23 protein-coding genes are annotated in these 23,076 nt (G+C 69.1%); 12 read left to right on the forward strand and 11 right to left on the reverse strand.

The window, feature by feature from the left end:
- Positions 1 to 121 precede the first annotated feature (121 nt).
- The 6 genes from AL346_RS02540 (at position 122) to AL346_RS02565 (ending at position 7,119) form a co-directional block, all read left to right on the forward strand.
- Complete coding sequence (locus AL346_RS02540) at positions 122 to 742, forward strand: 50S ribosomal protein L25/general stress protein Ctc (RefSeq protein ID WP_019400338.1); 621 nt, start codon at positions 122 to 124, stop codon at positions 740 to 742.
- Between the two features lie 154 nt (positions 743 to 896).
- On the forward strand, positions 897 to 1,511 hold the full coding sequence (pth, locus tag AL346_RS02545) for an aminoacyl-tRNA hydrolase (protein ID WP_053193218.1): 615 nt from the start codon (positions 897 to 899) through the stop codon (positions 1,509 to 1,511).
- A gap of 3 nt (positions 1,512 to 1,514) precedes the next feature.
- Positions 1,515 to 2,612: a redox-regulated ATPase YchF gene (ychF, locus tag AL346_RS02550; RefSeq protein ID WP_019400337.1), complete on the forward strand. Its 1,098-nt coding sequence runs from the start codon at positions 1,515 to 1,517 to the stop codon at positions 2,610 to 2,612.
- Positions 2,613 to 2,871: 259 nt separating this feature from the next.
- Positions 2,872 to 3,534 (forward strand): deoxyribonuclease V, encoded by a 663-nt coding sequence (gene nfi / locus AL346_RS02555; protein WP_019400336.1) that lies wholly within the window; start codon positions 2,872 to 2,874, stop codon positions 3,532 to 3,534.
- A 144-nt stretch (positions 3,535 to 3,678) separates the two neighbouring features.
- Positions 3,679 to 4,698, forward strand: coding sequence for a MaoC family dehydratase (locus AL346_RS02560; protein WP_019400335.1), 1,020 nt, complete (start codon positions 3,679 to 3,681; stop codon positions 4,696 to 4,698).
- A 108-nt stretch (positions 4,699 to 4,806) separates the two neighbouring features.
- On the forward strand, positions 4,807 to 7,119 hold the full coding sequence (locus tag AL346_RS02565; protein WP_019400334.1) for a mechanosensitive ion channel domain-containing protein: 2,313 nt from the start codon (positions 4,807 to 4,809) through the stop codon (positions 7,117 to 7,119).
- A gap of 3 nt (positions 7,120 to 7,122) precedes the next feature.
- On the opposite strand, the gene AL346_RS02570 is transcribed toward AL346_RS02565, so the two are convergent.
- The 4 genes from AL346_RS02570 to petA form a co-directional block, all read right to left on the reverse strand.
- On the reverse strand, positions 7,123 to 7,662 hold the full coding sequence (locus tag AL346_RS02570; RefSeq protein WP_019400333.1) for an adenine phosphoribosyltransferase: 540 nt from the start codon (positions 7,660 to 7,662) through the stop codon (positions 7,123 to 7,125).
- 128 nt (positions 7,663 to 7,790) lie between these two features.
- Positions 7,791 to 8,660 carry a cytochrome c1 gene (locus AL346_RS02575; protein WP_019400332.1) on the reverse strand — a complete coding sequence of 290 codons (870 nt, stop codon included), beginning with the start codon at positions 8,658 to 8,660 and terminating at the stop codon, positions 7,791 to 7,793.
- Between the two features lie 43 nt (positions 8,661 to 8,703).
- The gene (locus AL346_RS02580; RefSeq protein WP_026014797.1) at positions 8,704 to 9,987 is read right to left on the reverse strand and encodes a cytochrome b/b6; all 1,284 of its coding nucleotides are present in this window, start codon (positions 9,985 to 9,987) and stop codon (positions 8,704 to 8,706) included.
- 55 nt (positions 9,988 to 10,042) lie between these two features.
- Complete coding sequence (petA, locus tag AL346_RS02585) at positions 10,043 to 10,570, reverse strand: ubiquinol-cytochrome c reductase iron-sulfur subunit (RefSeq protein WP_019400330.1); 528 nt, start codon at positions 10,568 to 10,570, stop codon at positions 10,043 to 10,045.
- A 278-nt stretch (positions 10,571 to 10,848) separates the two neighbouring features.
- Between petA and AL346_RS02590 the strand changes: the two genes are divergently transcribed.
- The 3 genes from AL346_RS02590 (at position 10,849) to AL346_RS02600 (ending at position 12,625) form a co-directional block, all read left to right on the forward strand.
- On the forward strand, positions 10,849 to 11,346 hold the full coding sequence (locus tag AL346_RS02590; RefSeq protein ID WP_019400329.1) for a tRNA (cytidine(34)-2'-O)-methyltransferase: 498 nt from the start codon (positions 10,849 to 10,851) through the stop codon (positions 11,344 to 11,346).
- Between the two features lie 54 nt (positions 11,347 to 11,400).
- Entirely contained in the window at positions 11,401 to 12,312 is a 912-nt protein-coding gene (hemF, locus tag AL346_RS02595) for an oxygen-dependent coproporphyrinogen oxidase (protein WP_019400328.1), read from the forward strand.
- 103 nt (positions 12,313 to 12,415) lie between these two features.
- The gene (locus AL346_RS02600) at positions 12,416 to 12,625 is read left to right on the forward strand and encodes a hypothetical protein (RefSeq protein WP_019400327.1); all 210 of its coding nucleotides are present in this window, start codon (positions 12,416 to 12,418) and stop codon (positions 12,623 to 12,625) included.
- Between the two features lie 283 nt (positions 12,626 to 12,908).
- Here AL346_RS02600 and AL346_RS24925 read toward each other — a convergent pair whose 3' ends face one another.
- The 7 genes from AL346_RS24925 to AL346_RS02635 all read right to left on the reverse strand — a co-directional run bounded on the left by AL346_RS24925 (position 12,909) and on the right by AL346_RS02635 (position 18,056).
- Complete coding sequence (locus AL346_RS24925; protein ID WP_156332662.1) at positions 12,909 to 13,439, reverse strand: hypothetical protein; 531 nt, start codon at positions 13,437 to 13,439, stop codon at positions 12,909 to 12,911.
- On the reverse strand, positions 13,439 to 14,398 hold the full coding sequence (locus AL346_RS02610) for a hypothetical protein (protein WP_019400324.1): 960 nt from the start codon (positions 14,396 to 14,398) through the stop codon (positions 13,439 to 13,441). The genes AL346_RS24925 and AL346_RS02610 overlap by 1 nt, the downstream gene beginning before the upstream one ends.
- A 448-nt stretch (positions 14,399 to 14,846) precedes the next feature.
- Entirely contained in the window at positions 14,847 to 15,116 is a 270-nt protein-coding gene (locus tag AL346_RS02615) for a hypothetical protein (RefSeq protein WP_026014796.1), read from the reverse strand.
- 90 nt (positions 15,117 to 15,206) lie between these two features.
- Positions 15,207 to 16,460, reverse strand: a complete 1,254-nt coding sequence (locus AL346_RS02620; protein WP_053193220.1) for a CCA tRNA nucleotidyltransferase — start codon at positions 16,458 to 16,460, stop codon at positions 15,207 to 15,209.
- Positions 16,457 to 16,714, reverse strand: a complete 258-nt coding sequence (locus tag AL346_RS02625) for a DUF6111 family protein (RefSeq protein ID WP_019400321.1) — start codon at positions 16,712 to 16,714, stop codon at positions 16,457 to 16,459. The genes AL346_RS02620 and AL346_RS02625 overlap by 4 nt, the downstream gene beginning before the upstream one ends.
- Positions 16,711 to 17,337 carry a CoA pyrophosphatase gene (locus AL346_RS02630; RefSeq protein ID WP_019400320.1) on the reverse strand — a complete coding sequence of 209 codons (627 nt, stop codon included), beginning with the start codon at positions 17,335 to 17,337 and terminating at the stop codon, positions 16,711 to 16,713. The genes AL346_RS02625 and AL346_RS02630 overlap by 4 nt, the downstream gene beginning before the upstream one ends.
- Before the next feature lie 77 nt (positions 17,338 to 17,414).
- Complete coding sequence (locus AL346_RS02635) at positions 17,415 to 18,056, reverse strand: DUF1285 domain-containing protein (RefSeq protein ID WP_053193221.1); 642 nt, start codon at positions 18,054 to 18,056, stop codon at positions 17,415 to 17,417.
- 186 nt (positions 18,057 to 18,242) lie between these two features.
- On the opposite strand from AL346_RS02635, the gene AL346_RS02640 reads away from it, so the two are divergent.
- The 3 genes from AL346_RS02640 to AL346_RS02650 are packed head-to-tail and all read left to right on the forward strand — an operon-like array spanning position 18,243 to position 23,069.
- Positions 18,243 to 19,268 (forward strand): MoxR family ATPase, encoded by a 1,026-nt coding sequence (locus AL346_RS02640; RefSeq protein ID WP_019400318.1) that lies wholly within the window; start codon positions 18,243 to 18,245, stop codon positions 19,266 to 19,268.
- Between the two features lie 8 nt (positions 19,269 to 19,276).
- Entirely contained in the window at positions 19,277 to 20,218 is a 942-nt protein-coding gene (locus AL346_RS02645; protein ID WP_019400317.1) for a DUF58 domain-containing protein, read from the forward strand.
- Between the two features lies 1 nt (position 20,219).
- Positions 20,220 to 23,069, forward strand: coding sequence for a DUF4159 domain-containing protein (locus AL346_RS02650; RefSeq protein ID WP_053193222.1), 2,850 nt, complete (start codon positions 20,220 to 20,222; stop codon positions 23,067 to 23,069).
- Positions 23,070 to 23,076: the final 7 nt, after the last annotated feature.

The raw sequence follows: 23,076 nt of genomic DNA on the forward strand, positions 1-23,076 counted from the left end.
GGCAACGCGCGCCCGCCAGACACCCCTGGAGGCACGGGTGCGCCACACATGTTCGGATGAACGTGAATGGCCGTGCGCGAGCACGGCCGTTTCTGTTCCGTGACCACAAAGGATCGAAGCCATGTCCGCTGTCAAGCAGCTCAAGGCCTCGGCTCGCGAGCGGGTCGGCAAGGGGGCCGCCCGTGCCGTTCGCCGTGAAGGCCGTGTTCCCGCAGTCATCTACGGTCTCGGCGAAGCGCCGCAGCCGATCGCGCTCGACTTCAACGAGACGAAGCGCCTGATCTTCTCCGGCGGTTTCCTCACGACCCTGTTCGAGATCGACGTCGACGGCAGCAAGACCCGCGCCATCCCGCGCGACTTCCAGCTCGACCCGGTGAAGGACACGCCCCTCCACGTCGACTTCCTGCGCGTGACGCGCGACGCCACCGTCAACGTCGAGGTGCCGGTGCACTTCCTCAACCAGGAAGCTTCGCCCGGCCTGAAGCGCGGCGGCACGCTCAACGTCGTGCGCCACACGGTCGAGCTCGTCGTGCCGGTCGATGCCATCCCGGATGCGATCGACATCGACCTCACCGGCCGTGAGATCGGCGATTCCATCCACATCTCGGCCGTCAAGCTGCCGGCCGGCGCTTCGCCCGTCATCCAGGACCGCGACTTCACCATCGCGACCCTGGTCGCGCCGTCGAAGCTCGCCGCCGAGGCGGCCGAGGAAGCGGCCGCCGGCGAGGCCGAGGAGAAGTAATTCTCCCACGCGGGGGCGGGCCTGTTCGTCCGCCCCGGCTGCCTTTCCCCGCGCCGCGGCCCGGGGTTCGAATCCGGCGCATGACGGCCGCGCCTTGCCGGCCGCGCCGGGTTCCGGGAGCATCATGTGCTCCCTTCGCTCACGGGGCTTCGCCATGCTGCTGTTCGTCGGGCTCGGCAATCCGGGCGCGCGCTATGCGCGCAACCGCCACAACATCGGCTTCATGGCCGTCCACGAGATCGCCCGCCGGCACAATGCCGGCCCGTGGCGCCGTCGCTTCCAGAGCGAGGTGGCCGAGGCCGTCGTCGGCGGCGAGCGCCTCCTGCTCATGAAGCCCCAGACCTACATGAACGAATCGGGCCGCGCGGTCGGCGAGGCGCAGCGCTTCTTCAAGGTCGCCCTTCAGGACATCGTCGTGTTCCACGACGAGCTCGACCTCGCGCCGGCCAAGCTGCGCATCAAGACGGGCGGCGGCATCGCCGGGCACAACGGCCTGCGGTCGATCTCCGCCCACGTCGGCAACGACTACCGCCGGGTGCGCCTCGGCATCGGCCATCCCGGCGACAAGGCGCTCGTGCACACCTATGTGCTCAACGACTTCGCCAAGGCGGAGGAGCCCTGGGTCGAGGATCTCACGGGCGCGGTGGCTGAATTCGCGACGTTCCTTGCCAGGGGCGAGGACGCCAGTTTCCAGAACAAGGTGCATCTGGCCATGGATGCGCGGGGTTGGGGCGACGTGAAGCGCCCGGGCGAACGCGCCGGAGGATAGGTGATGGGTTTCAAATGCGGCATCGTCGGCCTGCCGAACGTGGGCAAGTCGACGCTCTTCAACGCGCTCACGCAGACGGCGGCGGCCCAGGCGGCCAACTATCCCTTCTGCACCATCGAGCCGAACGTCGGCGAGGTCGCGGTTCCCGACCCGCGCCTTACGGCCCTCGCCGGGATCGCCGGCTCGGCGCAGATCATCCCGACGCGGCTCACCTTCGTCGACATCGCCGGCCTGGTGCGCGGCGCCTCCAAGGGCGAAGGCCTCGGCAACCAGTTCCTCGCCAACATCCGTGAGGTCGACGCCATCGCCCATGTGGTGCGCTGCTTCGAGGACGGTGACGTCACCCATGTCGAGGGCAAGGTCGACCCCATCGCCGACATCGAGACGATCGAGACCGAGCTGATGCTCGCCGATCTCGACAGCCTCGAGAAGCGCGTCACCGCCCTCGAGAAGAAGGCCCGCGGCGGCGACAAGGAATCGAAGGAGGCGCTCGACCTCGTCGCGCGCGCCCTCACCCTGCTGCGCGACGGCAAGCCGGCCCGGCTCGTCGAGCGCAAGCCGGAGGAAGAGCGCGCCTTCGACATGCTCGGCCTCCTGACCTCGAAGCCCGTCCTCTACGTGTGCAACGTCGACGAGGGCTCGGCCCACGAAGGCAACGAGTTCTCCGCCCGCGTTTTCGCCCGCGCCGCGGAGGAAGGGGCCAAGGCCGTCGTCGTCTCGGCCAAGATCGAGAGCGAGATCGCGGTTCTGCCGGCCGAGGAACAGGCGGAATATCTCGCCGCCATCGAGCTCGAGGAGCCCGGCCTCAACCGCGTGATCCGCGCCGGCTATGAATTGCTCGGCCTCATCACCTATTTCACGGTGGGCCCCAAGGAGGCGCGCGCCTGGACCATTACCCGCGGCACCAGGGCGCCGCAGGCCGCCGGCGTCATCCATACCGACTTCGAGAAGGGCTTCATCCGGGCCGAGACCATCGCCTATGGCGACTATGTGACGCTGAAGGGCGAGGCCGGCGCCCGCGACGCCGGCAAGCTGCGCCTCGAAGGCAAGGACTACCAGGTCGCCGATGGCGACGTCCTGCACTTCCGCTTCGCGAACTGAGGTCTTGGTCGGCGGTCGGCGGAATTGCAGACCGCCGCCGCCAGGCACAACCTCGTTTCCCGGACGCATGCAGCGAAGCGGAATGCGCGCCGGGTACCAGCCCATGAATCGGCCGAAGGCACCAAGTGAATAGGCCCCGGATCAGCACCGCAGCGTTTCATGCTGCAGTGCATCCGGGGCACGAGGTCCATCGGGGAGGACATGGCCGGCTCGTCCCGCCCCCGTTGCAGCGCACGTCCCCGCCTGCCATGAAGGGGCCATGCAACTCCATCCCCGCCATGCCTGGGCCGTGACGCCGCGCGAGGCGATTGCCCTGCAGCAGGACCTCAAGGGTGAGATCGACACCGGCCGCCCGCTCGCCCTGCCCGATGTCCGGCTCGTCGCCGGTGTCGACGTTAGCGTCAAGAACGGCCTCTCGCGCGCCGCCGTCGTCGTCACCCGCCTGCCGGACTTCGCCGTCGTCGAGACGGTGCTCGCCACGCGGCCGACACCCTTCCCCTATGTGCCCGGCCTCCTCAGCTTCCGCGAGGGGCCGGTGCTGGAAGAAGCCTTCCACAAGCTCGGCACCGAGCCGGACGTCTTCATCTTCGACGGCATGGGCATCGCCCATCCGCGGCGCATCGGCATCGCCAGCCACATGGGCCTGTGGCTCGAGAAGCCGACCATCGGCTGCGGCAAGACGCTGCTCGTCGGCCGCTTCGAGGCGCTCGAGCCGGAGAAGGGCGCCGCCGCACCGCTCGTCGACAAGGGGGAGACGATCGGCGTCGCCCTGCGCACGCGCGAGCGCGTCAGCCCCGTCTTCATCTCCCCGGGCCACCGCATCGACCTTGCGAGCGCCGTCGCCGTGACGCTCGCCGCGACGACACGCTTCCGGCTGCCTGAGCCGATCCGCCTCGCCCATGCCGCCGCCGGCACGCTGTGAGCTAGCGCGGGCGCGTGCATTTGGCCAAGGGCAGAATTGCTCCGGCGCCCGTCGTCGAGGCGCGGCCTTTCCGCTATAGCCCAAGTTGGGGCCCGCTGCCCGGCGCGACCTCGTCCGCCGGGCTTTACGATCGGCGAGGTGTTCATGGCGCTCACCCATTACGAGGATTTCGAACCCGGCATCCGCCTGTCCCTCGGCCCCCGCCGCATCACCATGGACGAGATCGTCGCCTTCGCGCGGCAATACGACCCGCAGCCGATGCACACGGACCCCGAGGCGGCGAAGGAGAGCCTCGCCGGCGGGCTGATTGCCTCGGGCTGGCACAGCTGCGGCATCGTCATGCGCATGATCGCCGACGGCTTCATCCTCGCCTCCACGGGCCAGGGCGCGCCGGGCATCGAGGAAGTGCGCTGGCTGCGGCCGGTGCGGCCGGGCGACGATCTCACGCTCACCGTCGAGGTGCTGGAGCGCCGGCCCCTGCGCAGCAGGCCGGAGATCGGCATGGTCCGCTTCCGCATGGTGCTTGCCAACGGGGCGGGCGAGGACCTGCTGCAGCAGACCAACTGGGTCATGTTCCGGCGCCGCGATCCCGGCCGGGAGGCCGAGGTCCCTGCTTCGACCGCCGCGCGGGGCCACCAGGGCGCGACGCCGGATCTGCCCGAAGCCCGCCCCTCCCCGGACCATGCGCGTTTCCTGGACGATCTCGTGCCCGGCGAGACGGCTTCGCTCGGCACCTATCGGTTCACCCCCGAGGAGATCGTCACCTTCGCGCGCGCTTACGACCCGCAGCCGTTCCATGTCGATGCGGAGGCGGCCCGGCGCTCCCTGTTCGGCGGGCTGTGCGCCTCGGGCTGGCACACGGCCGCCGTGTGGATGAAGCTGATGGTGGCGCACTGGGAGCGGCAGCGGCAGGCCGCCCTCTCCCTGCGCTTGCCCGTCCCCAGCCTCGGCCCCTCCCCCGGCTTTCGCGACCTCAAATGGCTGAAGCCGGTCTTCGCCGGCGACGCGCTGACCTATGCGGTGCGCATCGTGGAGGCGCGGCCTTCCGCATCCCGCCCCGGCTGGGGCCTCGTGACCCAGCACAGCACGGCCGTGAACCAGCACGGCGAGCCGGTTTTCGCCTTCACCGGCACCGTGATGTGGCAGCGAGCGCCTGCCGCCTGACGCTGATCGCCATGGCCGGCGTTGAAAGCCGGCCCCCGATGTGGTCCCCTTAAGGCGGCGCAGCCGGCTGCGCATCAGCCTTTCAACAGGGGACCTTCTCCGGGATTCATGAAACATTTCATCGCGCTCGTCTGTCTCTGCCTCGCGTCCTTCCTCACTGCAGCCGGCCCGTCGTCCGCCCAGACGACCCCCGCGCCGGCGGCAAGCACGGGCGAGGCTCCGGCGAACACGAGCGTCGATGCGCTCATCAAGATCCTGGAGGATGATGCCGCCCGCCAGGCGCTGATCGACCGGCTGCGGAGCGCAGCCGCGGAGCCCGCGCCGCCGGCCGAGGCGCCGACCTTCGCCCGCTGGCTGGCCGAGCACACGACCCAGGCGACGACCGCCCTCAAGGAGGCGCTCGCCTCCGCCTGGGCCTTCACCGAGCGCCTCGGCGAGGTGCTGGCGGGGACGGCCTCGCTCGACCTGCCCCGGCTGTGGGATGTCATCGCGAGCCTCGGCTCCGTGATGCTCGTCGCCTTCCTGCTGCTCTTCGCCGCGCGGCTGATCACCAACCGCTTCCTCGACAGGACGGCGCTGCGGGCCGAGGGCGCCCCGCTCGTGACGCGCCTCGCCCTCGCGGTCGTCGCAGCGCTGATCGATGCGCTCGCCGTCGTCGTCGCCTGGGGCGCCGGCTATCTCATCGCGCTCCAGCTCGGCAGCGAGGCGGCGCTCAGCTTCGGCGAGACGCTGTTCCTCAATGCGCTCATCGTGCTCGAGCTCGGCAAGGTCGGCCTGCGCTTTCTCCTGGCGCCCCGCCATCCGGCCCTGCGCCCGCTGCCGCTCGACGACACCGACGCCAACTACTGGTACTTCTGGCTGAGCCGCCTCGTCAGCCTCATCGGCTACACCTTCCTGTTCATCGCGCCGCTCGTCGCGGCGACCACCACCTTCGCCGCCGCCCGGTCCGTGCGCGTCATCGTGCTTTTGGCGGCACTCTTCATCGGCATCGCCATCATCCTGCAGAACCGCGACGCCGTGCGTGCCCGCCTGTCGACGACCGGCCGTGAATGGGGCCACGCGACGCGGCAGGTCCTCATCGTCCTCAGCCGCATCTGGCACGTCCTCGCCATCGTCTATCTCACCGCCCTCTTCGCGGCCTGGCTGTCGAACCCCTTCACCGTCCTGCCCTTCATGCTAAAGGCGACGGTGGAGACGGGCATCGCGGTGCTCGTGGGCAGCCTCGTCACGGCCTTCATCACGCGTGCCCTGCGGGGCGGCATGTCCCTGCCGGACGACGTGAAGGCGCGCCTGCCCCTGCTCGAGGCAAGGCTCAACGCCTTCATTCCCTCAGTGCTGCGCGTTGCCCGGACGGTGGTGCTCCTCATCGTGCTGCTGGCGATCGCCGACGCCTGGGCCGTCCTCGACCTCGGTGCATGGCTCGCGAGCGAGACGGGCCGCAACCTCGTGGGCGCCCTGATCTCCACCTCGCTGGTTCTCGTCATCGGCTGGCTCGTCTACGTCGCCGTGTCGAGCTGGGTGGAATACAGGCTGTCGAACGACTTCGGCCGCGTGCCGAGCGCGCGCGAGCGCACCCTGCTCTCCCTCTTCCGCAACGCCTTCACCATCGTGCTCCTCGTGCTCGTCGGCCTCCTCGCCCTGTCGGAGCTCGGGGTGAACATCGGCCCCCTGCTCGCCGGCGCCGGCGTCATCGGCCTCGCCGTCAGCTTCGGCTCGCAGAAGCTGGTGCAGGACATCATCACCGGCGCCTTCATCCAGATCGAGAACGCCATGAACGAGGGCGACGTGGTCAATCTGGGCTCGGTCTCGGGCGTGGTGGAGAAGCTCACCATCCGCTCCGTCGGCATCCGCGACCTCGACGGCATCTACCACCTCGTGCCGTTCAGCGCCGTGACCACGGTATCGAACTTCATGCGCGGCTTCGCCTTCCACGTCGCCGAGATCGGCGTCGCCTACCGCGAGAACATCCCGCAGGTGAAGGAAGCGATGCAGGAGGCCTTCGACAGGCTGGCCAAGACCGAGCACGGCAACGCCATCATCGGGCCGCTCGACATGCAGGGCGTCACGGGCTTCGACGATTCGGCCGTGAAGGTGCGGGCCCGCATCCGTACCCTCGCCGGCCAGCAGTGGAACGTCGGCCGGGCCTACAACGAGATCCTCAAGGCCGTCTTCGACGAGCGGGACATCGAGATCCCCTACCCGCACATCACCGTCTACATGGGACGCGACAAGAAGGGCAACGCCCCGCCCCTGCACCTCGTGAACGACGGGCCGCGCGACGAGGCCGCCGGAACGGACGCGGCCGCAGCCCGGGCGAAGAAGCCGCGGCGGCCGAGACCGGCCCGCCGCCGCCCCGAACGCCCCCCGTACGGGCCGGACATGCCGGCATCCGGCAATGGAGACGACACCGGCAGGCTGTGAGGCTCAGTGGCCCTCGAAGGACATGAGCGTGCGCACGGTGACGCCCATGTCGCGCAGGCGCTTGGCGCCACCGAGATCCGGCAGGTCGATGACGAAGACGGCCGCGACCACCTCCGCCCCCATCTTGCGCAGCAGTTCGACGGCCGCCGTCGCCGTGCCGCCGGTGGCGATGAGGTCGTCGACGAGGATGACGCGCTCGCCGGGCGCGATCGCGTCGCGGTGCATCTCCATCTCGTCGATGCCGTATTCGAGCGAATAGGCGATCGTCACCGTCTCGTGCGGCAGCTTGCCCTTCTTGCGGATGGGCACGAAGCCGGACGCGAGCTGGTGCGCCACCGCCCCGCCGAGGATGAAGCCACGCGCCTCGATGCCCGCGACCTTGTCGATCTTGGAGCCGGGCCACGGCTGCACCAGCTCGTCCACGGCGCGCCGGAAGGCGCGCGCATCGCCGAGCAGGGTCGTGATGTCGCGAAAGAGGATGCCGGGCCTTGGATAGTCCGGGATCGTCCGCACCGCCGCCCTGAGATCGCTGCGCTCGTCCATGTCGCTGTTCCACCGTCCGGTTCGGTCAAGTCATCAACCCGGCCGCCCCGCGCGTCAAGCAGCGCCAGGGCCCACCGGCCAATGAAAAAGGCGCCCGAAGGCGCCTTTCCGTGCGGGAAGCCGGCAGATCAGCCGTGCGCTTCCTCGGCATGGGCGCGGGCCCAGATCTTCTTCTTGGTGAAATAGAGCAGCGCCGCGAAGACGATGAGGAAGATGATGACCTTGAAGCCCATGGCCTTGCGGGCCTCGAGATGCGGCTCGGCCGCCCACATCATGAAGGCCGAGACGTCACGCGAGTACTGGTCGATCGTCTCCGGCACCACCGGGTTGCCGGCCTCGTCCTTCGGGTATTCCACCTGCCCGTCGCTGAGCGGCGGCGGCATGGCGATGGCATGGCCCGGCATGTACTCGTTCCAGTACTGCCCCGGCTGCAGGTTGGTGCCCGCCGGCGCCTCGCGATAGCCGGTCAGCAGCGCGTGGATGTAGTCCACGCCGTGCTCGGCATATTCGAAGAACGGGATGGCATCGACGATGAACAGCGGGAAGCCGCGCTCATAGGTGCGCGCCTTGGCGAGCAGCGAGAAATCCGGCGGATAGGCGCCGCCGTTGGCCGCGCGCGCCGCATTCTCGTTCGGGAACGGCGACGGGAAATGGTCGGCCGGACGGCCGGGACGCTCGAACATGTCGCCCGAGTCGTTCGGCCCGTCCTGGATCTGGTACTCGGCGGCGAGCGCCTTGACCTGGCCCTCGGTGAACTCGGGCCCGCCCGGCTCGGAAAGGTTGCGGAAGGCGACGCGGCTGAGGCCGTGGCAGCTGGCGCAGACCTCGCGATAGACCTTGAAGCCGCGCTGCAGCTGCGCCCGGTCGAAGGTGCCGAAGGGACCGGCGAAGCTCCAGCTCTCGCGCGGCGGCTTCACCTGCTCGGCCGCGGAGGCCGGCACCGCCGCAACGACGGCGGCTGCGAGGAAGCCGGCGATGAGAAGGGTCGTCTTTTTCATGTCGTCATTTCCCCCGCGCCGCAAGGCGCGATCAGCCCCAATCTCAGCCCTTGGAATTCGGCTCGGCACTGGCGCCCGAGGCGAGGCCGACCGGCGCACCGCCGTGCTTGCGCAGCACGTCCTCGGCGATGCTGCCCGGCATGGCACGCGGCTTCTCGATGAGGCCGAGGATGGGCAGGATCACGATGAAGTGCAGGAAGTAGTAGGCGGTCAGCACGCGCGAGGCGATGACATAGCCACCCTCCGGCGGCTTGGCGCCGAGATAGCCGAGGCCGATGCAGCACAGCACGAAGACCCAGAACAGCTGCTTGTAGAGCGGCCGGTAGGTCGCCGAGCGCACCCGCGAGGTGTCGAGCCACGGCAGGAAGGCGAGCACCGCGATCGCCGCGAACATGGCGATGACGCCGGCGAGCTTGTCCGGGATGGCGCGCAGGATCGCGTAGAACGGCAGGAAGTACCACTCCGGCACGATATGCGCGGGCGTCACCGCCGGGTTCGCCTCGATGTAGTTGTCCGCATGGCCGAGATAGTTCGGGATGTAGAACACGAACCAGGCGAAGAAGACGAAGAAGCAGATGACGGCGAAGAAGTCCTTGATCGTCGCATACGGCGTGAAGGGCACCGTATCCTTCTTCAGGTTCTTGACGTCGAGGCCCGCCGGGTTGTTCTGCCCCACGACGTGCAGGGCCCAGATGTGCAGCGCCACGACGCCGACGATCATGAAGGGCAGCAGGTAGTGCAGCGAGAAGAAGCGGTTCAGCGTCGGGTTGTCGACCGAGTAGCCGCCCCACAGCCAGGTCACGATCGGCTCGCCGACGATGGGCAGCGCCGAGAAGAGGTTCGTGATGACGGTGGCGCCCCAGAAGCTCATCTGCCCCCACGGCAGCACGTAGCCCATGAAGGCGGTGGCCATCATCAGGAGGAAGATGATGACGCCGAGGATCCACAGGATCTCGCGCGGGGCCTTGTAGGAGCCGTAGTAGAGGCCGCGGAAGATGTGGATGTACACCGCGATGAAGAACATCGAGGCGCCGTTGGCGTGCAGGTAGCGCAGCAGCCAGCCGTAGTTCACATCGCGCATGATGTGCTCGATGGACGAGAAGGCCAGCGTCGCATGCGGCGTGTAGTGCATGACGAGCACGATGCCCGTCACGATCTGCGCCACGAGCATGAAGGACAGGATCGCCCCGAACGTCCAGAAGTAGTTCAGGTTGCGCGGCGTCGGGTAGGCGACGAAGGACGAATGGACGAGGCCGACGAGGGGAAGCCGGCTCTCGAACCATTTCGCCACTGCGCTCTTCGGAACGTAGGTGGAATGTCCGCTCATGGTCTTGGGTCGCCTGATGTTGCTCGGTATCGCGGGCGTGATGCTGGTGGGCGCGTCAGCCGATCTGGATCTTCGTGTCGTCCACGAAGGCATAGGGCGGGATCGGCAGATTGGTCGGCGCCGGCCCCTGCCGGATACGCCCGGAGGTGTCGAACACCGAGCCGTGGCACGGACACAGCCAGCCGTCATAGGCGCCCGCATTGCCGAGCGGGACGCAGCCGAGGTGGGTGCAGTTGCCGTAGACCACGAGCCACTGGGCGTGGCCTTCCTTGACGCGGGCCGAATCGGCTTCCGGATCCGGCAGCGAAGCGACGTTGACGTCCTCCGCCTCCTTGATCTCCTCGGCCGTCCGGTGGCGGACGAAGATGAGCTTGCCGCGCCAGAAGAGCTTGACGATCTGCCCCTCGGCGATCGGCGTGAGGTCGACCTCGACCGGCGCGCCGGCGGCGACGGTCGCCGCATCCGGGTTCATCTGCGCGATGAAGGGCCATGCCACCGCGGCAACACCCACGGCGCCCACGGCGCCGGTCGCGATGAAGAGAAAGTCTCGCCGGGTCGGTTCGGCGGTAGCGGTCTCAGCCACGTTGGCTCCCCAGTCTCACAATCCTGGCTCGACGTTTCGCCGCCGCGATGGTCCCCGCCGCCCCCCGCACGAGGCAGGGTCCAGCGAAAAACCGTCGATCATGGCGGCGCGCCGACTTCAAAGCACGGACGCGACAGCCCCGCAATGCGACCGGGAGTCGCCGCGCGGCGGCTGTTTGGCATGGTTCCAGAACCATGTCCATACTTTCGGCAGACAAAGCCGTGCGCTACGTGCATTGCCCGGCCATCCGGCCTCATGCCCTCGAACCTGACGCCCCCATGCCCCCGCTGCGCCTTGCCCTCTACCAGCCCGACATTCCGCAGAACACCGGCACGATGGTCCGCCTCTCGGCCTGCCTCGGCGTCGCCGTCGACATCATCGAGCCGGCGGGCTTTCCCGTGTCCGACAGGGCCTTCCGCAGGGCGGGCATGGATTATCTCGATGCGGTCGAGATCGTCCGCCATGCGAGCTGGCGCGCCTTCGCGGCCGGACGCGCCGCCGCCGGCGCGCGTCTCGTGCTCGCCACCACGCGGGCGGCCCTGCCCTATCACGCCTTCTCCTTCGCGCCCGGCGACATCGTCCTGATGGGGCGGGAATCGGCCGGCGTTCCGGAAGAGGTGCACGAGGCCGCCGATGCGCGCATCCTCGTGCCGATGCGGCCCGGCCTGCGCTCGCTCAACGTCGCCGTCACGGCGGCCATGATCCTCGGCGAGGCCCTGCGCCAGTTGGACGCCTTCCCCGCCGGCGGGGAGACTTCTACACCGGCGGACAGCTGAACGGGTTCCCGCCGGATGCCGCAGCGCCCGCCAGGAGCCGAGGAAGGACAAGCCATGACCGACGCCCCGCCCATCGACCCCGCCCTGATCGCACGCCTCAAGGACGAGGCGGGCAGCTGGTTCGCGGCCCTGCGCGATGCCATCTGCGCCGATTTCGAGGCGATCGAGGACGAGGCGCCGGGCCCGTTCTTCCCTGAGGCGGGCGGGCCGGGGCGCTTCGAGCGCACGCCCTGGCAGCGCACCGACCACAGCGGCGCGCCGGGCGGCGGCGGCACCATGGCGATGATGCGCGGCCGCGTCTTCGAAAAGGTCGGCGTGCACGTCTCGAGCGTCTTCGGCGAGTTCGCGCCCGAGTTCCGCGGCCAGATCCCCGGCTCGGCCGAGGACCCGCGCTTCTTCGCCGCCGGCATCTCGCTCATCGCCCATCCGTGGAATCCGAACGTGCCGACGGTGCACATGAACACGCGCTTCGTCGTCACCACGAAACCGTGGTTCGGCGGCGGGGCGGACCTGACGCCGGTGCTGGAGCGCCGGCGCCACCAGGAGGATAGGGACGCGGTAGCCTTCCATGGCGCCATGCGCGGCGCCTGCGAGGCCCATGCCGCCGTCGCGCCTTACGAGAAATACAAGGCCTGGTGCGACGAGTACTTCTTCCTCAAGCACCGCAACGAGCCGCGCGGCATCGGCGGCATCTTCTACGATTATCACTGGTCGGGAGACCCGGACGCGGACCTCGCCTTCACCCGCGCCGTGGGCGAGGCATTTCGCGAGGTCTACGGCCGCATCGTGCGCGCCAACTGGGCGACGCCCTGGACCGAGGAGGACCGGCACGAGCAGCAGGTGCGCCGCGGCCGCTATGTCGAGTTCAACCTGCTCTACGACCGCGGCACCATCTTCGGCCTGAAGACCGGCGGCAACGTCGCCTCCATCCTGTCCTCGATGCCGCCGACGGTGCGCTGGCCCTGAGCCGGAAAAACGGCCGGTCTGCCCGACATCCGGAGCCGGCAATCATCACGCCTGTCACGCACGCGGGCTAGCCTCGCAGGATCCCATATCGAAGGAGCCTGCCATGAAGTTCTCGCCCGGCGATGTCGTGATGCTCAAGTCCGGCAGCGTGCCGCTCACCGTCGTCCGCGCCACCGAGGAGGGCATCGCCCTCACCTGGTACGCCGACACCGAGGAAACCTTCCACTCCGCCATCCTGCCAGCCGACTGCCTCGTCACGACCGCGCATGAGGTGGATGATGAGGATGAGGAAGGATTTGGCGGCGTGGGGTAATACGCAATGTCGCGTTTGGGCCGGGAGCGGATAGTCTGGCTTCGGCGAATTGCAGTGAATGGCTGCCGTTAGTTGGAAAGCGCTGTGCACGACCACTTTCGACCTCGGGATGGACGTTCCCCGACCTACCGTCGCTGCCAGAAGCTGCCGCTTTTTGACGTTTATGCCGGCTCTGGCGAAGAGCACCTCTCTGAGGCAGCTGCTTTGCTCGCCTAGCGACTTTCCACGAGGTCAGGTTGAGCAGAACTCCGCGTTCATCCCCCGCGTTCGCTCAATCACGAGTTCAGAAGTCGATTGACCAAACCTCGACACCATCGCGCTCGAATTGCTGCCTTCGTTCGTTTCCGGGAAAGAGCGGCGACATGAAGAAGACGTAGCGATATCGTTCATGACGCTGTGCCAGCTTCGACAGGTCGGCTGCCAGCTTGCCGTTGTTTCGCGGACTGACGGCTGCGAAGGTTTCGGCACCGACATAGCCTTCGACCTCGCTCATAATGTCGAGATCGAGTGAAGCGTGCGCGCCGGGAGCCAGACGCATTCCACCGGCATCAGGATGAAGTTCAAGCAGTTGCCGCGCAGCGGCAATCGCGACGGCGAAGGTCCAAGTCTGATTGATCTGCTCGATGATATTCAGCGGGCGATCCTCGAGCGGATGGAACCCAACTTGCTCAAATTTCATCCGGCGAAGAAGGTCGAGCGGGTCACCCGACTGCGAAGCGATCCATGCTTGCGCACGGGCCGCCGACGCGCGGAGGGCAGCCAGTAGATGATCGGCCTCCCCAACGGCCCGGACGATTAGTTCCTCTCGCGCCATTATTCCCGCATCACCTTTTCCCAGGTATGGACGCAATAGCTGCAAAGATCGGGGTAGTCGGGGTTGTATTCATGCACGATGATGTCTGTGCTGCAGCGACTGCATTCTCCACCTACAGTTTCCTTGCAGGCAAAGCAGACGCTGATCTCGCCATTCTCTACATACGCCTCAGCACCGCATTCGGGGCAGGTAGCAACCGGCGAGAACTCCCCATTTTTCATGGCATAGTATGCGTCAATCCCATAGCTGGCTTCGACCACCATTTCGGCGAGCTGTTGCTGATCGAACTCCTCCCCGCACTGAAAGCACTTCCCAACGGCCGATTCGGACTCGTCATTGTCACGATCAGCTTGGCCAATCAGGGACGATCCGCAGTTGCTGCAAGCCATGCGATCCAGTCGACTGACGTGTCCTGGCCAATTCAGGCGTTCGATGCTGGCGATGCAGTTCTTCTGAACCTTGTTGAAGGCGTCGGTCTCCTCAAGGATTGTTTCCCAGACATTGCTGAGAACGTCTTGTGGGTTCTCAGCCAGGATTTCAAAAAACTCGATCACCATCGGGAAGGATGATGCGATCGCCTCTTTCAGTGCCCCTACCGGCTCTTGCAGATGGAAATGTTCAAGGCTGTTGCGAAGACGCTGAAGCTTGCGGATATCGACATCCGGCCATGACAGACCGAACTTCTTGAAACGGCCCTTCAACTGATCAAGGTCAATTGTCGTGAAGCCAACGACCTCATGGTCGACTCCGCCGTCGCCATCGGGGACTGGCTCGAACTTCGCGCCAATCACTTGCATCGGATCAGCGTCGGGCGCGGCACGCACCAGACATTCCTTGCCCAGCAGGAGAAGCCCAGCATAGTAGTTTCTCACTGCACTTAGCATGCGGGCATCCGTGCCCTCGCGGAAATCCTCAATCCCGAGAGTGATCGATGCTACTGCATTGTCGAAAATGTCCATCAGCGTCCCGCTGCTTTACCGATTCCGCGTCGATCCCTATGTCTGGCTCACCAGTGCGGAAACTGTTTAATCTTCATTGCGGCGATGGGTTTCCGACGTTCGCCGGACCCTCAGATGCTTATCCGAGGATGTCCATTTCTAAGCGGAGGCCGATGGCCTGAATAGCGGGCATGGGGCATTTTCCAATCGAAGATGTTTGACCAGGCCAGGGGCAGCTTTCTCGAAGAGGACGCTTAGAACCCGCCATTCCGCTTCCCACCCTATTTTGGACATCGATGGCTACCTTCCCGAGCGGCCGCTTTCGGGCTCTTGAAACAACCACTTTGCTGGCCGATTTGCGGCGCAAAGCAGTCGTCGATACCTTGGCCCAGTAACTCACCTTCAGGCTAAAAGCCGAATTCGGACTGATCCACTACCCGCCAACGCCCATCGACCGTCCCGTACCCCTTCAATCCGCGCTCGGCAGCCGGCGCATCGTAAATTCGATGCGGCCGTCGCCGAGGTCGCGCCAGCTCTCGACCTCGGTCATGTAGGCCGCCTTCGGGAAGCGGCGGAACCATTCGCGCGCCTTGGCCCGGGCGGCCTCGCGCTCCAGCACGAAGGTCTCGCGCCGCCAGGTGGCGCCGGTGTCGTCGCGCGCGCGGCCGGACTGCGCCTTGTCGCGCCGTTGCGCCAGGCGCTCGGCCACATCCGCCGGTCCCCGCCCTGCCCGTGCCATCGCGATCCCTCTCAGAGAGCGTCGGCAAGCGATGCCGGCAAGTGATGCCAGCGGGTCGATGCTAGAGCAGGAAGGCGGGCGAGGGAACGGTCAGCCGCCTCGCCCAGCGGCAACCGCCTGTTGCAGGATGCGCTTTAGCGCTGCCGCATCCGCCGGGCAGTCCTCGTCGAGCCAGCGCTCCCGCGCGGCCGCAAGCACGGCGCCGACCCGCGGCCCCTTCGGCACGCCGGCGGCGACGACTTCTTCGCCCGACAGCGGGAAGACCGGCACGATGGCCTCGCCGCGCGCCACGGCGGCGAGGAAGTCGCGCCCGCGTGCGTCGATATCCGCCTGCGGCGCGGCCGCCGCGAAGGCGGCGGCGACGATCTCGGGCGCGAAGGACAGGGCGAGCGCCCTGAGATCGCGCAGGTTCCAGGGGCCGGCGGTGCCGTTGAGGCGTGCGACCAGCGCGGCGAAGGCGTGGATGCGCCGCGTCTCGGCATTGGACAGCCGCAGGCGGTCGCGCAGGCGGGCCGCATCCTCCGGGATGTCGGTGCCGAGCGCCGCGAGCCGCAGCACCGGGTCCGGCCTGCGGCCGAAGGCGGCCTCCCAGGCGACGAGCCGCGCAAGGCGCATGTCGTGCGTCACGCCGGCGAAGATGCGCTGCAGGAGGCCGGCGTCGATCATGATGCGGCAGGTCTCGAGCGCCCGGGCGGCGCCGAGCAGCTTGGCGATCTCCGTCCGCAGCCGCTCGTGCGACAGAAGGTCGAGCCCGGCCCGCGCCCTGACCGACGCCGTGAAGCCGGCCGCATCGATGTCGCCCGCGCCGTAGGCGGCGTGGAAGCGGAAGAAGCGCAGGATGCGCAGGTAGTCCTCGGCGATGCGCTGGCCGGGATCGCCGATGAAGCGCACGTGCCGCGCCGCAAGGTCCGCGAGCCCGCCGACGAAGTCGTGCACCTGCCCCGTGCGGTCGGCATAGAGCGCGTTCATGGTGAAGTCGCGCCGGCGCGCATCGGCCGCGAAGTCGCGGCCGAAGGCGACCTTCGCCCGCCGCCCGTCCGTCTCCACGTCCTCGCGCAGGCTCGTCACCTCGAAGGGCGTGCCCTCGACGATGACGGTCACGGTGCCGTGGTCGATGCCCGTCGGCACCACGCGGAACCCCGCCTCGCCCGCCCGCCGCATGGTCTCCTCGGGGGTCGCGGTCGTCGCGCAGTCGACGTCGCTGACCCGCCGGCCGATGAGCACGTCGCGCACGGCCCCGCCGACGATCCAGGTCGTCTCGCCGTCGCCGTCGAGCACGGCGAGCAGCCGCTGCAGCGCGGGCCGCGCGACGAGCGCGGCAACGGCCGCCCGGTCGACCGTCATTGGAACTGTCCCGGCACCAGGCGCCCGTCTTCCAGATGCGTCGGCACATAGGCGCCCGAGTGCCGCTCGGCCGTGATGCCGAGATAGACGAAGGCACCGATCGCCAGCAGCAGCCCCGCGATGACGAGCCACGGCACATGCCCGTCCCACTCGTGCCGGGTGAAGGGATTGCGCCTGCGCAGCAGCAAATAGACCCCGAACAGGAGGAAGGGAACGAAGAAGAGGACCAGTTGCTGGAGGATCGCCCGCGTCATGGACCGTAGAGCCTCTCGTAGAGGTTGCGGATGATGCCGGCCGTCACGCCCCAGATGTAGCGCTCGCCGAAGGGCATGGCGTAATAGTGGCGCAGCGTGCCGCGCCACTCGCGCGAATGACGCTGATGGTTGGCGGCATCCATGAGGAAGTCGAGTGGCACCTCGAAGGCCTCGTCCACCTCCTCCCGGTTGACGGTGAGGGTGAAGCCGGCCGTCACCTGCCCGACCACCGGCACGATGCGATAGCCGGTCGCGGACAGATATTCGTCGAGATAGCCGAGCGGGCGCACGTGGCCCCGGTCGAGGCCGATCTCCTCCTGCGCCTCGCGCAGCGCCGTCGTCAGCGGCGTCGCATCCTCCGGGTCCATCTTGCCGCCGGGAAAGGCGATCTGCGCCGAATGCTGGCGCAGGTGCGCCGCCCGCTGGGTGAGGAGCAGGTTGACGCCCGTGGAGCGGGTGACGATGGGCACCAGCACCGCCGCCGGGCGCGCGACTTCCGCGGCAACGTCGGGACGGACGCCGGCAATGTCGTGGTCGCCACGCAGCCGCACCACGCCAACGGCCCCGTGCGGCTGCGGATAGAGGCGCCGGCGCGCCCGGTCGAGAAACGTCTCTTCGTCCACGAATGTCTCTTGATCCACGAATGTCTCTTGATCCACCAATGTCTCTCGGTCCACGCGAGCCTCGTCGATCGTCGCCGTCACGTCCCGCCGTCCTCTCCATCGTCTGCGGCCGCGATGGCGAAGAAGGCGCCGGCCGAGGCGACGCCCATGATCTCTCCGCCCGCGGCATCCGGGCGCACCTCGACGAGATCGGCGATGTCGAGCGCCAGGGTGCGCGTCAGCCGCGCCCACAGGCCGCCGCGTATATGGACATAGGGCTTCATCCCACCTTTCGCATCCGTCTCGAACCGCAGGGGATGATCCGGCCCCGCCTGCACGACGTCGTCGACATTGGTGCGGAAGGTGAGCACGCGCCCGCCCGCCGTCTCGCTCACCGCCATCTCGACGGCGAGAAAGGGCACGTCCTCGACCGTGATGCCGACACGCTCCACCGGCGTCACCAGCACGTAGCCCTCCGGGTCGCGCCGCAGGATGGAGGCGAACAGCTTCACGAGGGCCGGCCGGCCGATGGGCGAGCCGCGATAGTGCCAGGCGCCGTCGGCCGTGATTCGCATGTCGATCATGCCGCAATGCGGCGGGTTCCACTTCTCCACCGGCCGCGCCTTCGCCGCCGGGCCGGCGGAGGCGAAGAGCCCGGCGAGGCCGGACGGCAGGCCCTCGGGCGCAGCCTGGGCCCCGACGCCGGCCGTTCTGCCCGTTTTGCCCCGCTCGCCGCTCACGTGTTTGTGTCCTCGCAACCTTGGCAGCCGATTTCGGCGCGCACCGCTTGTAATCTGGTTCGCGGCACTACTATCGCAAGAATGGGCGCGCCAGGGAACCGAAGGCGTCCGCCCTTCAAGCGGCTTGAATAAGACATGATCACCGATGCAGACTGCTCCGACGGGGGCACAGAAGGAGAGTTGCCGATGACGAGCGGCACCGACCGTACCGCTGTGGCCCAGACGCCGACGACCATCGACGATGCCGTCATCCAGGCGGCCGAGGCGGCCCTCGACCATGTGGCCAAGGCGCGCAGCGCCATCGGCTCCGTCATCTTCGGTCAGGAGCACGTCGTCGAGCTCGCCCTCGTCACGGTGCTCGCCGGCGGGCACGGCCTGCTCGTGGGCGTGCCGGGCCTCGCCAAGACCAAGCTCGTCGAGGCGATGGGCACGGTGCTCGGCCTCGACGGCCAACGCATCCAGTTCACGCCCGACCTGATGCCCTCGGACATTCTCGGCACCGAGATCCTCGACGAGAGCGCCGACCGGCAGCGCAGCTTCCGCTTCATCAAGGGGCCGATCTTCGCCCAGCTGCTGATGGCGGACGAGATCAACCGCGCGAGCCCGCGCACCCAGTCTGCCCTCCTGCAGGCGATGCAGGAATATCACGTGACGGTGGCCGGCGTGCGCTACGACCTGCCGCGCCCCTTCCATGTGCTCGCGACCCAGAACCCCATCGAGCAGGAGGGCACCTATCCGCTGCCCGAGGCGCAGCTCGACCGTTTCCTCCTCGAGATCGACATCGGCTATCCCGACCGCGACGCGGAGCGCCGCATCGTCCTCGAGACGACGGGCCTCGAGGAGCATCGCCCGACGGCGGCGATGAACGCCGAGGCGCTCATGGGCATCCAGCGCCTCGTGCGCCGCCTGCCGATGGGCGAGAGCGTCCTCGAGGCCATCGTCTCGCTCGTGCGCTCGGGCCGCCCCGGCGAGGGGCCGGACGAGCTGACGCGGGACCTGTCGTGGGGCCCCGGCCCGCGCGCCAGCCAGGCGCTGGCGCTCGCCGTGCGCGCCCGGGCCCTCATCGAGGGGCGCCTCGCGCCCTCGCTCGACGACGTGGCGGCCCTCGCCGAACCGGTGCTGAAGCACCGCATGGCGCTGACCTTCACGGCGCGCGCGGACGGCCGCACCATGCCCGAGGTCATCGCCCGCCTCGTGGAGCGGCTCGGCTAGGAGCGTCCATGGCCCGCGTCCACACCCTCTCCGAGGCCGAGCGCTCCCCCGGTGTTCCGCATGCCCTGGCGGCCCACGAGCTGACGGCCCGGCTGCCGCATCTCGTGCTGGAGGCAAGGCGCGTCGCCGCCTCCGTCAGCCACGGCATCCACGGCCGCCGGCGTGCCGGCCCCGGCGAGAGCTTCTGGCAGTTCCGCCCTTTCATGTCGGGTGAATCGGCGTCGCGGGTCGACTGGCGACGCTCGGCGCGCGACGGGCGGCTCTACGTGCGCGAGCGCGAATGGGAGGCGGCGCACAGCATCTATCTGTGGGCCGACCGCTCGGCCTCCATGGGCTTTATCTCCTCGCTCGCCGCGCAGTCGAAGGTGGAGCGCGCCCTCGTCCTCACCCTCGCCCTGTCCGAGACCCTCGTCGATGCCGGCGAGCGCGTGGGCCTCATGGGCCTCGTGCCGCCGCGCGCCAGCCGCAACATCGTCGAGCGCTTCGCCGAGCTCATGGCCAAGGACACCACCGGGCACGGCGCCGACCTGCCGGCCGCCGAGGCGCTGCCGCCGCTGAGCGAAGCCGTGCTCGTCAGCGACTTTCTCGTGGAACCGCCCGCCTTCGATGCCGTTGTGGGTCAACTTGCCGCCCGCGGCGCCCGGGGCCATGCGATCATGATCATCGATCCCGTCGAGGAGACCTTCCCGTTCACGGGCCAGGCGGAGCTGGAGGATCCTGAGGCGGGCCTGCGCCTGCGCATCGGCGATGCCGCCCTGTGGGGGGAGGACTACCGCCGCCGCATCGCCATCCACCGCGACGCCATCGGCGCGGCGCTCAAGCGGCGCGGCTGGACGCTGACCCTCCACCACACCGATCGCCCGGCGAGCGAAGCGGCGCTGCGGGTGCTCACCCAGCTCTCGGCCGCGCGCGGCGGCCGCAGCGGCCTCATCGCGGCACGGGGAGGCTGACATGTTCGCCGGCCTCGGCTTCGGAGCCCCCCTCGTCCTCATCGCCCTCGCCGCCCTGCCGGCGATCTGGCTCATCCTGCGCATCACGCCGCCGCAGCCGCGCCGCATTCCCTTCCCGCCGCTGCGCGTCATCGCCGACCTGATGCCCCGGCGCGAAACGCCGGCGCGCACGCCCTGGTGGCTGCTCGCCCTGCGCCTGGCGCTCGCCGCGGCCCTCATCCTCGCCGTCGCGGGCCCCGTGTGGAACCCGATCTCCGGCGGCGTGCCCGCCTCGGGCCCGCTCGTGCTCGCCATCGATAACGGCTTCGCCGCCGCGCGGGACTGGGACGAGCGCACGGCGCTCGCCGAAGAGCGCATCATGTCGGCCGAGCGCCAGAACCGGCCCGTGGCCGTCGTCGGCCTCGCCGACCGGCCGGACACCGTCGAGGCGCTCGCCCCCGGCGCCGCCATGGACCGGCTGCGCGCGCTCGCGCCCCAGCCGCACGTGCCCGACCGCGCGAGCCATCTCGCCACGCTCGGCGCCTTCCTCTCGCAGCATGGTGACGCCGAGATCGCCTGGATCAGCGACGGCATCGCCTTCGGCGCGGACGGCTTTGCGGCCGACCTCGGCGAGGCGCTCGCCGGACGTACGGGCGCCGTCACCATCTATCGCAACCGCGTGGCCGAGCCGCTGATGATCGCCGGCGCCCACAACGGCCCGAGCGGCATCGAGGTACGGCTGGTGCGCGCGGGGCCGAACGGCCGCGACACCGGCACATTGCGCGCCCTCGACACCAAGGGCCTGCTCCTCGCCGAGATGCCCTTCAGCTTCCCTGCCGGCGCCAGCGAGACGACGGCGCGCTTCGACCTGCCGGTCGAGCTCAACAATGCCGCGGCGCGGCTGGAGATCGCGGGCGAGACTTCCGCCGGCGCCGTCGGCCTCATCGACGAGAGCGGCAAGCGCCGGCGGGTCGGCCTCGTCTCCGGCGGCACGGTCGACACGGCCCAGCCGCTCCTGGCGCCGACCTATTACGTCTCGCGCGCCCTCGCCCCCTATGCCGAGCTGCGCGAGGCGCGGCGCGGCATCCCCGATCCCGTCGGCGATCTCGTCGACCAGGGCGTCAACGTCCTCGTGCTCGCGGATGTCGGCTCGCTCGACAGCGAGACGGAGGCGAAGCTCGCCCGCTTCGTCGAGGAGGGCGGCCTGCTCATCCGCTTCGCCGGCACGCGCCTCGCCGCGGGCAACGATGAGCTGGTGCCCGTGCGCCTCAGGCGCGGCGGGCGCAGCCTCGGCGGCTCCCTCTCCTGGGATGCGCCGAAGACCTTCGCCCCCTTCCCGGAGGCGAGCCCCTTCGCCGGCCTGCCGGTGCCCGACGAGATCACCGTCTCGCGCCAGATCCTGGCCGAGCCGGACGGCGAGCTCTCGCGCCGCACCTGGGCGGCGCTGGCCGATGGCACGCCGGTCGTCACCGCCGCCGAGCGGGGCGAGGGATTGATCGTGCTCTTCCACGTCACCGCCGATCCGGGCTGGTCGAGCTTGCCGCTCTCCGGCGTCTTCGTCGACATGATGCGGCGCACGATCGCGCTCGCCGGCCGGAGCGTCGCGGCCAACGGCGAGGGGAACAACGGCGCCGACATGGCCGCGCCCCAGCGCACGCTCGACGGCTTCGGCATCTGGCGCTCGCCGCCGGCGACGGCCAAGCCCATCCTCCGCAGCCACACCGGCCGCGCCACGCTCGACCACCCGCCCGGCTTCTACGGGCCGAGCGAGGCGAGTATCGCGCTCAACACGCTCCTGCCCGACGACCGGCCGACGGCGCTCGACTACGGGCCGCTCGCCGGCAGCCTCGTTCCCATCGAGCGGGCCGCGACCGTCGACCTGAGGCCATCTCTTCTCCTCATCGCGGCCCTCCTCCTCATCGCCGACACCATCGCCTCGCTCCTCCTCGGGGGGCATCTCGGGGGACTCGGCGGCTTGCGCCGGCGCCCGAGGCCGCGCGGCGCCGCCGCGGCGATCCTTGCCCTCGCCACCCTCGCCGCCATCGCCGTGCCCGTCGGACAGGTGCGCGCCCAGGGGGCGACGGGAGAAGCGCCGCAGGAGACCGCACGCGAGCTGCCGCCGATCTCGGCCGAAGAGGTGGAGCGCGCGGCGATCACCCGCCTCGCCTACGTCGTCACCGGCAATGCCGACATCGACGGCACGAGCCGCTCCGGGCTCGACGGCCTGACGCGCGCCCTCGTCATGCGCACCGCGCTGGAGCCGGGTGAGCCCGTGGGCGTCGACGTGGAGCGCGACGAGCTCGCCTTCTATCCCCTGCTCTACTGGCCCGTGGTGGCGGGCAATGCGCTGCCTTCGCCGGCGGCGCTGCGCCGGCTCGACGCCTACATGAAGGGCGGCGGCACGGTCATCTTCGACACCCGCGACGCCATGGCGCTGCGCTTCGACGGCGCGGTGACGCCGGAGGGGCAGCAGCTGCGCCGCATGCTCGCGACGCTCGACATTCCCGAGCTCGAGCCGGTGCCGCGCGACCATGTGCTGAGCCGGGCCTTCTACATCCTCGACTATTTCCCGGGCCGCTACGCCACGGGCGAGACCTGGGTGGAGGCGCTGCCGCCGGAGGACGAGGCGAGCCGCCGCCCGGCACGCGCCGGCGACGGCGTGAGCCCGCTCATCATCACCAGCAACGACCTGGCCGCGGCCTGGGCCGTCGGCGGCCGGGGCGAGCCGCTGTTTCCCGTCGTCGGCCCCGATCCGCGCCAGCGCGAGATCGCCTATCGCGTCGGCATCAACATCACGATGTATGCGCTGACCGGCAACTACAAGGCCGACCAGGTGCATGTCCCGGCGCTGCTCGAGCGGCTGGGGCAATAGGGTCACG

This window comes from Chelatococcus sp. CO-6 (assembly GCF_001271345.1).
In the GTDB taxonomy this organism is placed as follows: Bacteria; Pseudomonadota; Alphaproteobacteria; order Rhizobiales; family Beijerinckiaceae; genus Chelatococcus_A; species Chelatococcus_A caeni.

What these genes read in the sequence shown, in the direction of transcription:
- AL346_RS02540 (WP_019400338.1), top strand. Translation starts at nt 122, where the DNA reads ATGTCCGCTGTCAAGCAGCTCAAGGCCTCGGCTCGCGAGCGGGTCGGC.
- AL346_RS24925 (WP_156332662.1), bottom strand. Translation starts at nt 13,439, where the DNA reads ATGGCGCGAGAGGAACTAATCGTCCGGGCCGTTGGGGAGGCCGATCAT.
- AL346_RS02590 (WP_019400329.1), top strand. Translation starts at nt 10,849, where the DNA reads ATGCCCCCGCTGCGCCTTGCCCTCTACCAGCCCGACATTCCGCAGAAC.
- AL346_RS02565 (WP_019400334.1), top strand. Translation starts at nt 4,807, where the DNA reads ATGAAACATTTCATCGCGCTCGTCTGTCTCTGCCTCGCGTCCTTCCTC.
- AL346_RS02645 (WP_019400317.1), top strand. Translation starts at nt 19,277, where the DNA reads ATGGCCCGCGTCCACACCCTCTCCGAGGCCGAGCGCTCCCCCGGTGTT.
- AL346_RS02650 (WP_053193222.1), top strand. Translation starts at nt 20,220, where the DNA reads ATGTTCGCCGGCCTCGGCTTCGGAGCCCCCCTCGTCCTCATCGCCCTC.
- AL346_RS02625 (WP_019400321.1), bottom strand. Translation starts at nt 16,714, where the DNA reads ATGACGCGGGCGATCCTCCAGCAACTGGTCCTCTTCTTCGTTCCCTTC.
- AL346_RS02580 (WP_026014797.1), bottom strand. Translation starts at nt 9,987, where the DNA reads ATGAGCGGACATTCCACCTACGTTCCGAAGAGCGCAGTGGCGAAATGG.
- AL346_RS02575 (WP_019400332.1), bottom strand. Translation starts at nt 8,660, where the DNA reads ATGAAAAAGACGACCCTTCTCATCGCCGGCTTCCTCGCAGCCGCCGTC.
- AL346_RS02615 (WP_026014796.1), bottom strand. Translation starts at nt 15,116, where the DNA reads ATGGCACGGGCAGGGCGGGGACCGGCGGATGTGGCCGAGCGCCTGGCG.
- ychF (WP_019400337.1), top strand. Translation starts at nt 1,515, where the DNA reads ATGGGTTTCAAATGCGGCATCGTCGGCCTGCCGAACGTGGGCAAGTCG.
- AL346_RS02560 (WP_019400335.1), top strand. Translation starts at nt 3,679, where the DNA reads ATGGCGCTCACCCATTACGAGGATTTCGAACCCGGCATCCGCCTGTCC.
- AL346_RS02570 (WP_019400333.1), bottom strand. Translation starts at nt 7,662, where the DNA reads ATGGACGAGCGCAGCGATCTCAGGGCGGCGGTGCGGACGATCCCGGAC.
- hemF (WP_019400328.1), top strand. Translation starts at nt 11,401, where the DNA reads ATGACCGACGCCCCGCCCATCGACCCCGCCCTGATCGCACGCCTCAAG.
- AL346_RS02620 (WP_053193220.1), bottom strand. Translation starts at nt 16,460, where the DNA reads ATGACGGTCGACCGGGCGGCCGTTGCCGCGCTCGTCGCGCGGCCCGCG.
- pth (WP_053193218.1), top strand. Translation starts at nt 897, where the DNA reads ATGCTGCTGTTCGTCGGGCTCGGCAATCCGGGCGCGCGCTATGCGCGC.
- AL346_RS02640 (WP_019400318.1), top strand. Translation starts at nt 18,243, where the DNA reads ATGACGAGCGGCACCGACCGTACCGCTGTGGCCCAGACGCCGACGACC.
- AL346_RS02600 (WP_019400327.1), top strand. Translation starts at nt 12,416, where the DNA reads ATGAAGTTCTCGCCCGGCGATGTCGTGATGCTCAAGTCCGGCAGCGTG.
- AL346_RS02610 (WP_019400324.1), bottom strand. Translation starts at nt 14,398, where the DNA reads ATGGACATTTTCGACAATGCAGTAGCATCGATCACTCTCGGGATTGAG.
- nfi (WP_019400336.1), top strand. Translation starts at nt 2,872, where the DNA reads ATGCAACTCCATCCCCGCCATGCCTGGGCCGTGACGCCGCGCGAGGCG.